This window comes from Monashia sp. NPDC004114, from assembly GCF_053603855.1.
Window position 1 is genome coordinate 249,547 of the sequence record NZ_JBSGGK010000005.1, and the last position, 11,255, is coordinate 260,801.

At 68.1% G+C, this 11,255-nt stretch carries 14 protein-coding genes and 2 tRNA genes; 3 read left to right on the plus strand and 13 right to left on the minus strand.

Going from position 1 to position 11,255, the window contains the following annotated elements:
* Positions 1 to 22 precede the first annotated feature (22 nt).
* The 8 genes from clpX to tig all read right to left on the minus strand — a co-directional run bounded on the left by clpX (position 23) and on the right by tig (position 6,698).
* Positions 23 to 1,300 carry an ATP-dependent Clp protease ATP-binding subunit ClpX gene (clpX, locus tag ACWEOW_RS09385; RefSeq protein ID WP_452268917.1) on the minus strand — a complete coding sequence of 426 codons (1,278 nt, stop codon included), beginning with the start codon at positions 1,298 to 1,300 and terminating at the stop codon, positions 23 to 25.
* Between the two features lie 176 nt (positions 1,301 to 1,476).
* Entirely contained in the window at positions 1,477 to 1,656 is a 180-nt protein-coding gene (locus ACWEOW_RS09390; RefSeq protein WP_452268918.1) for a hypothetical protein, read from the minus strand.
* A 106-nt stretch (positions 1,657 to 1,762) separates the two neighbouring features.
* Positions 1,763 to 2,719: a hypothetical protein gene (locus ACWEOW_RS09395; protein ID WP_452268919.1), complete on the minus strand. Its 957-nt coding sequence runs from the start codon at positions 2,717 to 2,719 to the stop codon at positions 1,763 to 1,765.
* Between the two features lie 145 nt (positions 2,720 to 2,864).
* Positions 2,865 to 3,119, minus strand: coding sequence for an acyl-CoA-binding protein (locus ACWEOW_RS09400; protein ID WP_452268920.1), 255 nt, complete (start codon positions 3,117 to 3,119; stop codon positions 2,865 to 2,867).
* 81 nt (positions 3,120 to 3,200) lie between these two features.
* Entirely contained in the window at positions 3,201 to 3,854 is a 654-nt protein-coding gene (locus ACWEOW_RS09405) for an ATP-dependent Clp protease proteolytic subunit (protein ID WP_452268921.1), read from the minus strand.
* A 36-nt stretch (positions 3,855 to 3,890) separates the two neighbouring features.
* Positions 3,891 to 4,526, minus strand: a complete 636-nt coding sequence (locus ACWEOW_RS09410; RefSeq protein WP_452268922.1) for an ATP-dependent Clp protease proteolytic subunit — start codon at positions 4,524 to 4,526, stop codon at positions 3,891 to 3,893.
* A gap of 328 nt (positions 4,527 to 4,854) precedes the next feature.
* Complete coding sequence (locus tag ACWEOW_RS09415) at positions 4,855 to 5,157, minus strand: hypothetical protein (RefSeq protein WP_452268923.1); 303 nt, start codon at positions 5,155 to 5,157, stop codon at positions 4,855 to 4,857.
* A 173-nt stretch (positions 5,158 to 5,330) separates the two neighbouring features.
* The gene (gene tig, locus ACWEOW_RS09420; protein WP_452268924.1) at positions 5,331 to 6,698 is read right to left on the minus strand and encodes a trigger factor; all 1,368 of its coding nucleotides are present in this window, start codon (positions 6,696 to 6,698) and stop codon (positions 5,331 to 5,333) included.
* A 134-nt stretch (positions 6,699 to 6,832) separates the two neighbouring features.
* Between tig and ACWEOW_RS09425 the strand changes: the two genes are divergently transcribed.
* Positions 6,833 to 7,348, plus strand: coding sequence for a hypothetical protein (locus tag ACWEOW_RS09425; RefSeq protein ID WP_452268925.1), 516 nt, complete (start codon positions 6,833 to 6,835; stop codon positions 7,346 to 7,348).
* A 34-nt stretch (positions 7,349 to 7,382) separates the two neighbouring features.
* Here ACWEOW_RS09425 and ACWEOW_RS09430 read toward each other — a convergent pair whose 3' ends face one another.
* Positions 7,383 to 7,679, minus strand: coding sequence for a DUF2087 domain-containing protein (locus ACWEOW_RS09430; protein WP_452268926.1), 297 nt, complete (start codon positions 7,677 to 7,679; stop codon positions 7,383 to 7,385).
* A gap of 47 nt (positions 7,680 to 7,726) precedes the next feature.
* Positions 7,727 to 9,103, minus strand: a complete 1,377-nt coding sequence (locus ACWEOW_RS09435; RefSeq protein ID WP_452268927.1) for a DUF1254 domain-containing protein — start codon at positions 9,101 to 9,103, stop codon at positions 7,727 to 7,729.
* 19 nt (positions 9,104 to 9,122) lie between these two features.
* Between ACWEOW_RS09435 and ACWEOW_RS09440 the strand changes: the two genes are divergently transcribed.
* On the plus strand, positions 9,123 to 9,287 hold the full coding sequence (locus ACWEOW_RS09440; protein WP_452268928.1) for a hypothetical protein: 165 nt from the start codon (positions 9,123 to 9,125) through the stop codon (positions 9,285 to 9,287).
* 456 nt (positions 9,288 to 9,743) lie between these two features.
* Here the strand turns inward: ACWEOW_RS09440 and ACWEOW_RS09445 are convergent, their stop codons facing one another.
* The 3 genes from ACWEOW_RS09445 to ACWEOW_RS09455 all read right to left on the minus strand — a co-directional run bounded on the left by ACWEOW_RS09445 (position 9,744) and on the right by ACWEOW_RS09455 (position 10,903).
* The gene (locus tag ACWEOW_RS09445) at positions 9,744 to 10,010 is read right to left on the minus strand and encodes a hypothetical protein (RefSeq protein WP_452268929.1); all 267 of its coding nucleotides are present in this window, start codon (positions 10,008 to 10,010) and stop codon (positions 9,744 to 9,746) included.
* 187 nt (positions 10,011 to 10,197) lie between these two features.
* A complete protein-coding gene (locus ACWEOW_RS09450; protein ID WP_452268930.1) occupies positions 10,198 to 10,581 on the minus strand; it encodes a hypothetical protein in 384 nt (127 codons plus the stop codon).
* Positions 10,582 to 10,832: 251 nt separating this feature from the next.
* A tRNA-Gly gene (locus ACWEOW_RS09455) sits at positions 10,833 to 10,903 on the minus strand.
* A 138-nt stretch (positions 10,904 to 11,041) separates the two neighbouring features.
* Between ACWEOW_RS09455 and ACWEOW_RS09460 the strand changes: the two genes are divergently transcribed.
* Positions 11,042 to 11,115 (plus strand) — tRNA-Pro (locus ACWEOW_RS09460).
* Positions 11,116 to 11,255 lie beyond the last annotated feature (140 nt).

Sequence of the window (11,255 nt, forward strand, 5' to 3'; positions counted from 1 at the left end):
CGTCAGGCGGGATCTGGCTGGATCAGGCGGATTCCTTGCGCTGCCGCTTGGGACGAGGCTCGGCCTCGCGGCGCACGATGGTGGGGTTGACGTTGTCGAGGACGACCTCGCGGGTGACCACGACCCGGGCGATCTCGTCGTCGCTCGGCACATCGAACATCACGGGGAGCAGGACCTCCTCCATGATCGCCCGCAGACCGCGAGCACCGGTGCCACGCAGCAGGGCCTGGTCGGCCACCGACTCGAGGGCGTCGTCGGTGAACTCGAGCTCGACGCCGTCGATCTGGAACATCTTCTGGTACTGCTTCACGAGCGCGTTGCGCGGCGTCGTGAGGATGTTGACCAGGGCCTGCTGGTCCAGCGGGGCGAGCGTCGTGATGACCGGGAGCCGGCCGATGAACTCGGGGATCAGACCGAACTTCAGCAGGTCCTCGGGCATGACGTCGGCGAAGGTGTCGGCGAGGTCCTTGGGACTGTGCAGCGCGGCACCGAAGCCGAGGCCTTTGCGCCCGGAGCGTGACTCGATGATCTTCTCGAGCCCGGCGAACGCCCCACCGACGATGAACAAGACGTTCGTCGTGTCGATCTGGATGAACTCCTGGTGCGGGTGCTTGCGCCCACCCTGTGGCGGCACCGACGCAGTGGTGCCCTCGAGGATCTTCAACAGCGCCTGCTGCACGCCCTCGCCGGAGACGTCACGCGTGATCGACGGGTTCTCGCTCTTGCGGGCGATCTTGTCGACCTCGTCGATGTAGATGATCCCGGTCTCGGCCTTCTTGACGTCGTAGTCGGCAGCCTGGATGAGCTTCAGCAGGATGTTCTCGACGTCCTCGCCGACATAGCCTGCCTCGGTCAACGCCGTCGCATCGGCGATCGCGAACGGGACGTTGAGCATCTTCGCCAGGGTCTGGGCCAGGTAGGTCTTGCCCGAGCCGGTCGGGCCGATGAGCAGGATGTTGGACTTCGCGATGTCGACGTGCTCGTCGTCGCGCTTGGGGCCCTCGCCCGCCTGGATGCGCTTGTAGTGGTTGTAGACGGCGACGGCGAGGGACTTCTTCGCCGTGTCCTGCCCGACGACGTAGTTCTCGAGGAACTCGAAGATCTCCCGCGGCTTCGGCAGGTGGTCAAGGCCCAGCTCGCTGCTCTCGGCGAGCTCCTCCTCGATGATCTCGTTGCACAGGTCGATGCACTCGTCGCAGATGTAGACGCCCGGACCGGCGATGAGCTTCTTGACCTGCTTCTGGCTCTTTCCGCAGAACGAGCACTTGAGGAGGTCTCCGCCTTCTCCGATGCGTGCCACCGATCAGCTCCTGGTCCGTCGTCGAGCGAGCGCTGGGGTGCGTTCGGCTCGAGCCCCAACCTGGGGGCCGCTTCCTATTAGACGACGGACGGCCCCGCCACCGCTCGCGCAACGCCGGTTTGTCCGCTCATGGCTGACAAACGACGCGGGTGTCACTTGAACCGTGTTCCAGCGAATCACTGCTGGTCAGGGGCCTTCTGGCGCTCGTCCCGCGCGCCGGAGCGGCCGGACCAGAGGCCCAGAAGGACTGCCAGCGCGAGGCCTCCGACAACCAGCACGACGAGCGCGACGAGCATGACGAGCACGATCCACGCGGGTGACCACACCTGCGGCCCGAAGCCGACCGCCGCATCCATAAACCCACCCTAAGCCGCAACTTCCGACCACTCGGTCAACTGTCGTGGCCCTGAGCCAGCTCACACCACGACACTCGACCAAGTGGCCGATTGTGGTGGGGCCGCGTCACCGCGGCACGGCGATGTCGTCGGGCAGGCTCGGAAAGTGCAGTCGCCACTCGTCCGACAGCCGTGGGACACGCATGCCCTGGTCGCGCATCGCTCCGGTGACGCGGCTCAGCGTACGGGCCGGCGTCCGGAAGATGTCCTTGGAGCGCACGACCACCAGGCGCCACCGGTTGGTGTCCATCCACTCACGTCGGTCGATGTCGACTCCCCACTGGACGTTCGACTCCGCATGCTGGCGCCCGTCGTACTCGACAGCGAGCCGGCAGTCGGGAAAGCAGAGGTCGAACCGGTAGCGGACCCGCCCGTCCGGCCACCTGACCAGATGGTTCACCGATGGCTCTGGCAGCCCGGCGAGCACCATGAGCAGGCGCAGGCGCGTCTCCATCGGTGAGTCGACATCGGCCCGGACGAGATCGGCCGCTCGCCGCGCCAGGCGCCGCGACCGTCCATCGAATGCCGCAGCCGCGTCCACGAGCTGCCCGGGCGTGATGTGCCTGGCCTTGACCAGCGAGTCACCGAGGACGACGAGGTCGACGAGACCAAGCTCGTCGCTCAGGTCCACGAAGGTCGATGCCGGCGTCGTGACCCTCACACCCCGCAGGGTGGTGCCGAGCTGCGCCGACCTTCTCCGGTGCGACTTGAGGCCCTGGATCCTGATCCGCCGGTCGCATGTGACATGGGCCAGCCCGTCGTCCGGGACAATCCCGCCCCAGATACGCGCCGCGGACTGGTGTGAGGCGAGGGCGTCCGCCCCGGCGACGAGCAGGGCGGCTTCGGCCTTGATCAATGGTGTTACTGCGGCCGCGGCGCTGATGTAGACCCCGCGGAAGAGGCGGCGGAAGCGACTCGATCGCAGGTCCCACGGCGTCAGGCCTTCGGGCGGCACGAGCTCGCGCCGTCCGGTGGAGTCGACGCGGACCTGTACGCGGAATGGGCGGGGACTGAAAACAACCATGGCGCGATGCTGGCCGACACCAGAGTGTTGCCGCCGTCGCTATCCACAGCCCTGCCGTCACCACATACGACCACCTGTCGCCTTGTTGTGGCCCGCATCGCTCGGGGGCCACCACAGCCGGCCAACTAGTCAGTCGTTGCGAACCTCAGCCGGCGGTGAGGTCCGACACGATCGCGACGTACTGTTCCTCGGCCGCATCAGTCGACGTGCCCGACAGCTTCGCCCAGGCGTCGTACTTGGCGCGCCCAACGGGGTTCATCATTCCCGGCCGCGATCCGGCGACGTCACCCTCGGTCGCCTGCTTGTAGAGCGCGTACAGGCGGAGCTTGACGTCGTTGCCCGGGTCATCGGTGAGGCCCTTGACCGCCTCGACCGCCGATTCGAACTGTGCGCTGGCCATGCCCACACCCTAGCGGCGGTATGCCGGAGGGCCGGGTCCCCGCGGAACCCGACCCTCCATCGAAGCAACTGCTGCGGTGGCTCAGACCTCGAGCGAGGCCTTGCGCGAGGCGAGCACCTCGTCGATGAGGCCGTACTCCCTGGAGTCCTCGGCCGAGAGGATCTTGTCGCGCTCGATGTCCTCACGGACCTGGTCGGCCGTGCGGCCGGTGTGGCTCGCGATGGTCTCCTCGAGCCAGGTGCGCATGCGCAGCACCTCGTTGGCCTGGATCTCGATGTCGGAGGCCTGGCCGTAGTCACCGCCGGAGAGGGCCGGCTGGTGGATGAGGATGCGGGAGTTCGGCAGCGCGAAGCGCTTGCCGGGTGCGCCGGCACCGAGCAGCACGGCAGCGGCTGACGCCGCCTGGCCGATGCAGAACGTCTGGATGTCGGGGCGCACGAACTGCATCGTGTCGTAGATCGCCGTCATCGCCGTGAACGAGCCGCCGGGGCTGTTGATGTACATGAGGATGTCGCGGTCGGGGTCCAGCGACTCGAGCACGAGCAGCTGGGCGATGATGTCGTCGGCGGACGCGTCGTCGACCTGTACGCCGAGGAAGATGATGCGGTCCTCGAACAGCTTGTTGTACGGGTCCGAGCGCTTCATGCCGTAGGAGGTGCGCTCCTCGAACTGAGGCAGGATGTAGCGGCTCGAGGGCTGCGGGACAGCGAGCCGGCTGGTGGGTTCGATCATCATGGGTGGGTCTCCAAACTCCTGGTCAGGCCGCCGTGGTCACTTGTCGCCCTTGGCGTCGGCACTGCCGACACCAGTGCCCTCGACCGCCTGGTCGGAGCGCGTGAAGACGTGGTCGACGAAGCCGTACACCTTGGCCTCCTCGGCGCTGAACCAGCGGTCGCGGTCGGAGTCCTTGGTGATCTGCTCGATCGACTGGCCGGTGTGCTCGGCGATCAGCTCTGCCATCTGGTTCTTGACGTAGAGCATCTGCTCGGCCTGGATCTTGATGTCGGTCGCGGTGCCGCCGATGCCGCCGGACGGCTGGTGCATCATGACGCGCGCATGAGGCGTCGCGTAGCGCTTGCCCTGGGTGCCCGCCGACAGGAGGAACTGGCCCATCGAGGCAGCCATGCCCATCGCGACCGTGGCGACATCGTTGGGGATCCAGTTCATGGTGTCGTAGATCGCCATTCCGGCCGAGATCGAGCCACCAGGGCTGTTGATGTAGAGCCAGATGTCCTTCTCCGGGTCCTCGGCGGACAGCAGAAGCAGCTGAGCGCAGATGGCGTTCGCGTTGTCGTCACGCACGTCGGAGCCGAGGAAGATGATCCGTTCCTTGAGCAGACGGTTGTAGATGTGGTCGTCCAGACCACCAGGTGCGCCGTTGCCGTTGGCGGAGGTCTCCGAAATCACCAAAGTCTCCATCGTCGAAGTGGTCCAGCCGCACGGGTCTCCGCTGTGGGTCGGGAGTCGCCGGCTGGCTCGTCACTGACCCTAACGCCCGGTGTGGGGACCAGATTTCCCGAACCGCGTCGTGTTCGCCGTGAGCGCACAAACCTGAGCCGGGGCGACGCAAGGACCCCGCCGGGCGGAGTCGGGACGGGGAGTCGGAGAGCTTGCTCCACTCTCTCTCCCCCGTTCCGGTATGCCGTCCGGCGGGGTCCCGGGCACGGTGCCCTTCGTGCCCGACCGGTCTCCCTCTGGGGGACCGGTGTCGGTGGTGGTCTGCGAGACTGCGCAGCTACTCGTTGCGTCCGTTGTCCTGGCCCGACTCGCCGGCGTCGGCCGACTGCGGGTCGTAGGCACGATCGGACCCGAGGTCGCTCTCGTGCGGCCCGGCGCTCGACGGGTCGCGCACGGCCTGCCGCGACGCGTCGAGGTTGTCGGCCCTCGTGTCGTCGTGGGCCGTGCTGCCATCGAGGTTGCCGCGCTCGGCGTCCTCTCGCGGGTCACGCGCCTCGGTGGTCGAGTCCTCCGTCAGCTCTTCAGGGACGCCGACCGGTCCCTCGGGGCTCGAGTCGGTCAGGTCGTCGAAGCTCGTCATCGGTGCTCCTCACACGGTGTCAGGGCCGGATCGGCCCGGTCCGCCAGGTGCCGACGGCCATCCGACTCGTACCCCGTCAGGGCCCGAAGTCACCACCGAACCCGCCCCGGCACACCAGTGGCCGGTCCAGAGACAAGCTCCGGACCGGCCACCCGGCATACAGCGTGATCAGGTCAGGCGTCGGCCTTCTGCGGGGCCTCGTCGGCCTCGTCGGCTGCCTGGGACGCCCCGGCCTGGTCGGCCAGCTGGGCGATGAGCTCGTCGTCACCCTCGGTGCCGGGGACAGCCTCGTTGAGGTCGACGACGTTGCCCGCCGTGTCCTTGACCGACACCTTCTCGAGGACCGTGGCAAGCGCCTTGCGGCGGGCGACCTCGGCCACCATGGCGGGGATCTGGCCGTCCTTGTCGATCTGCTGGGCGAAGGCGTTGGGGTCCATGCCGTACTGCTGCGAGCTCATGACGAGGAACTCGATGAGCTCGGCCTGCTGGACCTGGACCTCCTCCTTCTCGGCGATCGCGTCGAGCAGCAGCTGGGTCTTGAGGCCCTTGCGGGTGCTCTCGTCGACCTCGGCGCGGTGCTCGTCGTCCTCCAGGCGGCCCTCGCCCTCGAGGTGGGAGTGGACCTCGGCCTCGACGATGCCCTCGGGGATCGGCACCTCGACCTTGTCGAGGATCGCCTCGAGGAGCTGGTCGCGAGCGGCGACGCCCTGAGCGAACTTGGCGTCGATCTCGGCCTTCTTCACGAGGTCCGCCTTGAGGTCCTCCAGGGTGTCGAACTCGGAGGCCAGCTGGGCGAACTCGTCGTCCAGCTCGGGCAGCTCACGCTCCTTGACGGCGGTCACCGTAACGACGCACTCGGCGTCCTGGCCCTCGCGGTCGCCACCGGCCAGCGGTGCCGTGAAGGTCTTGGTCTCGTCGGCGCTCATGCCGACCAGCGCCTCGTCGAGGCCCTCGAGCATGTTCTTGCTGCCGACCTCGTAGGAGACGCCCTTGACGGCGTCGATCTCCTCGCCGTCGATCGCGGCGGCCAGGTCGATGGAGACGAAGTCGCCGTCCTGAACCGCACGGTCGACGCCCTTGAGGGTGCCGAAGCGGGCGCGCAGGTCGTCGAGGCGGGCGGTGACGTCCTCGTCGGCGACGGTGGCCTCGTCGACGGTCAGCTCGATGTCGGAGAAGTCGGGCAGGTCGATCTCGGGGCGCGTGTCGACCTCGGCGGTGAAGCTGAAGTCGTCACCGTCGCTCGAGGGCACCTGCAGGTCGGTGATCTCCGGCTGGCCGAGCGGACGCACGGCGTTGGCCTCCAGGGCCTGGCCGTAGAAGTCGGGCAGGGCGTTGTTCACGGCCTCCTCGAGCACGGCGGCGCGGCCGACACGCTGCTCGATGATGCGGGCAGGGACCTTGCCCTTGCGGAAGCCAGGCACCTGGATGTGCTCGCCGATGTGCTTGATCGCCGCATCGAGGCTCGGCTTGAGCTCCTCGAACGGGACCTCGACGGTCATCTTGACCCGGGTCGGGCTGAGGGTCTCGAGCGCGCTCTTCACTGCGGGTTACTCCATTTGGGATGGGGTGCCGACCTGATGGTCGGCGGGACATTGACGGACCGACGCACCATGCTATAGGCCGCGCGCCCGCAGGCTAAATGGGCGTCGCCCCGGCGGCCCTATGCTCGGTGGCCATGAGCCAGTGGCTGACCCCCAACTCGTCGCCCGAACGGGCCGCGCTGCGCCCCATCCAGATGATCAGCGGCATCGTCGGTATGGGGGCCATCATGCTGTCGGCTGTGCGGATCCTGGTGGACCCGACCGCGCCGATGCCCTCCCCATGGGCGGTCGCCCTCGTGCTGGTGACGCTCGTCGGGTCGGCGATGGCCATCCGGGCCGTGGGCTATTCGGTGCCGGCCCTCCCCCTCGGACTGCCTCGCGAGAACGCCGAGACGACCAGCCTTCGCTTCTTCACCTCGACCACGACCCTGCGCAGCGCGCTGTCCGAGGCACCGGTTCTCGTGGCGTTCGCGGCGTCGTTCGCGTTCCTGCCGCACTCGTGGCTGCCGCTGATCATCGCGCTGCCCGGCGGCATCGCCCTGTTCTGGGTGCATGCGTGGCCGTCGCCACGCACCGCCGCGGCCGTCGAGGAGGGCCTCGAGGCCGATGGCGCCGAGAGCTACCTCAGCGAGTCACTCGGCTTCCGCTGAGTCGTCCCCGGCTGAGTCCTCCCCCGCTGGGTCGTCACTCGACCGTGCCGCCGCTGCGCCAGTAGACGCCGTCGGCACGGTCGAGGAACCCTTCCTCGACGAGGTACCTGCGCAGCGCGGCGACGTCCGGGTGATAGGGGCGCAGCAGGTTGTTGACGCTCGTCTCGTCGTACCTCTCCCCCGGCTCGAACTCCTGGGCGACGTGGTCGAGGATGACGAGCCGCTTGCGGATCTTCGTCGGGATGCTCTTCAGGCTGCCGTCCTGCGCGACGAAGGCTCGCAGCACCGAGTCCTTGTCGCGCAGGGCGTCCTGCAGGTCAGGGCGGAACATTCGGCCCACGCTAGGCGTCGACCCGGCCTGCGCCAACTGGATTCCGGTCAGTCCACGCGCTCCAGCTCAGAGGGTCGCCACGTCTTGTCGAACCACGGCTCCAGCGGCCCGTACAGCCGAAGCATCGGGAACCAGCTCTTCCCGGGCACCGTCTGGATCCAGTTCGCCTCCCTGCCCTCCGGAGCCTCCGGCCCGAACCACAGATGGACCGATCCGTCGTCCTCGCTGGCCACCGTGCCGCTCAGGCTCATCACGCTCGGGTACGGGTTTTCGGTCTGGAGCAGGGAGCGCGTCTGGGTGTCGTAGACGTCGACGGACCAGAAGTTCTTCGCGGGCGGGTTCGGCGGGAGGGTGAGGCGGTATGTGTGGCTCCCGTCGAGGACGGCGCCTTCGGCGTCGTGAACGAGGTACGCGTAGGCGGAGCCAGCGCCCACCTGCGCGTGCGCCATGGCGGGCGTGATCACCGTCGCGAAGTAGTGGAACTGGGTGCGCGCGTCGAGGAGCCGCGCGCCGTCACGCATGAACTCGTAGCTGCCGCCGACGAACGCCTGCAGCCAGCGCGAGCCCTCGTAGAGGTATGCCGCTGGGTCACGCGGCGCGTAGACGAGGGCCCGGCTGATCGCCGCGCCCGCACGGGCTGCCTGCTCGAGGAGCTCCCGCCGCCGGTCGTCCGGGGCGAAGGGCTGCCCGTGGACGATCCCGATTGCGGCGAGCTGTCCCGCCCGCTCCGGGTCCAGAGACTCGACCGGCTCCTCCTGCACCAGCTCGTCGACCTCCTCGAAGAACGAGATGTCGTTGGCGTGCACCGTGTTGAACTGAAGGTCCGCGACGTTGACGTAGTCCATGGCGGGTGGGTTGTCGGCCTCCGCCAGGGCGTACACCCTGGTCTGCTTCAGGGCGGGCACACCACCGAGGGCGCGGAACACCACCCAGTTGGTGAAGGTCGGCGTCCGGTAGACGAAGTACCCCTCCGGAACCTCGCCGTCATAGCCCGGGGGCAGGAACAGGTACCGGCCCCCTTCGCCTCGGTCAGGGCCGGCGATCCCCATGTCCGCGACATAGCGGAACCAGAAGTCGTCGACCACGCACAGCGACTCCTTGGGCGGCTCGATCACGACCGGCCCGGAGCGGAGGTCGATGAACATCGTCCCGTAGGTCGTCTCGGTGTTCGGGGTGAGGAACAGGGCGCCCGAGTTGGCTCGGGGGTCGGTGTACGCCAGCTGCCTCGGCTCGGTGAGCCCGATGCTCCGGAAGCCGCGCCTCATCGCGACGAGGGACGCACCGGGCACCGTGTTGAGGAACACTTCGACAGCGCGCATGAAGTCGAGCGAGTCATAGAGCTTCTCGACGGAGTCGTCCGTCGGCACCCCGTCGAAGAGCTCGTACTCGCCGAGCGGTGTCGAGACCCGGCTCGGCGTGCTCACGGCCTGCAGGCTCCGTTCCATGTCGTCCGCGCTTGCGCTGCTCACCGTGTCAGCCATCGTCGTTCCTCCGAAGCGCCGTCGTCTGCTCGTGTGGCGGGTCGTCGCCCCCGTCATGGCGATGAGTCCCCCGAGCCTCAGAGTCTTCGCGTCCGCGGCGGTCGGCTGCCTCACCCCGATCAGGTGACCGGCGGCGACGTCCGGAAAACCTCGGGCACACCAGATCCAGCCCACCTTCCCGCCGCCTCGCCTCGGGAGAGGTGTGAATGCGCGGCAGCTGGGAGAGGCTCAAACCCTCAGGCCGTGTCGCTGTGCCGGCTCGACCGGGGGCGCGCACTCTTCGCGTACTCTCGGTCGCTCGGCAAGCTGCCAGTCGGGCGTCCAAGGTCGGGGTGTTTGGTCACGATGACTCCACACACGCCGACCTCTGCTCCGGGGTGCTCAGGTACGCACACGACGTGCTTGCCGGGCTGGACCTGCATCACCACGGTGTCGTACGAGCTTGGCTCACGCATGTTGGTCCCCGCGAGTCCGCCGGCGAGGAGCACGGCCGGGATTGCGACGACCCAGCCGAGGCGCGCCGTGGGTGTGCACAGCCGCGGTGGATGTGCGGCAGTTCCTGGCCGGATGGGGCCAGCAGTGCTCATTTGATGCTCCAGTGCATGTGCTGGGATACCGACCGGGAGACTGGTGCGCCGGGCGGGCTGCTGACGCTGCCCATGCCGGCCACGCCCTTCCAGTAGCCCGACAGCCCGTCCCAACGGACGCCGTAGCCGTGGGTGAAGACGTCGCAGCTCTTCTGGTGCACGTCACCGTCGATGTAGGTGTTCCTGCACACCGTGTCGTAGTAGGTGCCGGTGTCGGTATCGGCAGTCGGCGCGGTCGCGGTGGGAGTCGCGGACAGCTGCATCGTCGTGGGCCGGCGGTCGCCTTTGCGAGGGTGATCGCGACGGTGCGTTCGGCCGCTGCCTTCGTCGGGATCTCCACGGGGGCCAGCATCGAACCGAAGTCGCGGACCGCGTCCTCGTACGAGCTGCCCATGGCCATCACCTCGGTGATCACGGACCGGCCCAGGCGCTTGTTCTCGGCGATGACCTTCATCGGTCCACGCCACTGAGCTTGGTGTCTGGGGTGGTCACCGTCGACAGGACCGAACCGGACTTGCCGTCGTCGGTCGAGATGGTGGTCACGTCGGAAGTCGACCCGGTCGGGGCGCTGGTGCGGACCTCGACGTTGCCCTTGACCGCTGAAGCTATGGTGTAGCCGTCGGTGCGATTGGTCTGCTTGACGACCGCGTCGCCCGCGTGTCCAGCGGCGACGCCGAGCGTGACGTGCAGTGTGCTCGTGGCTGCCTGTGCCGCGGGGACGGTCAGCGTGCTAGCCGCGACCAGACCGACGGCTACGGCGCCGCCCAGTGCCGCTCGGCGTCTCCGGCGCAATGTCGCGCCGGAGAGGGAATGCTGGCGGACCCCACGCGCCACCGCGAACACGTATCGTCTTGTTCTTCACCACGCCCTCCATCTCGGTGTCCGGACCTCCGATCGGTCACCGTCGACCGCTCGGGCCGAGGGCGTAAACGCCGCTGGGCGCCGCCGCCCTCGCCTGCCGAGACGCGCCACCATGCGTGCGATGTCGACAGAGGTCTTCCCCGACGCGCCGTCAGGCGACCCCAGATGCGTACGTGATGTGTACGTGGGTCGCGCCAAGGCGCTCCGCCGTGCTCAGACATCGGAGCGGGCGACGAGAATCGAACTCGCGTAATCAGTTTGGAAGACTGAGGCTCTACCATTGAGCTACGCCCGCAGGCCTCCGGTCGTGTGCGCAGATATCTGTGCACGACCGGCGATCCGAGGCGCTAGCCTACTGGTTCGCGTCCGACCGCCGAAATCGACCCGCCCGCGGGTCTCTTCGTGCGGTGCACCTCGGGCGCACGTCACACGACGGGGCATGGCGCAGTTTGGTAGCGCGTCCGCTTTGGGAGCGGAAGGTCGCAGGTTCAAATCCTGTTGCCCCGACCGAAGGTCCCTCCAACAGGGAGGAGCGAGGCACGAGCGACGGCGTGCCCCGACCGAAGGTCCCTCCAACAGGGAGGAGCGAGGCACGAGCGACGGCGTGCCCCGACCGAAGGTCCCTCCAACAGGGAGGAGCGAGGCAC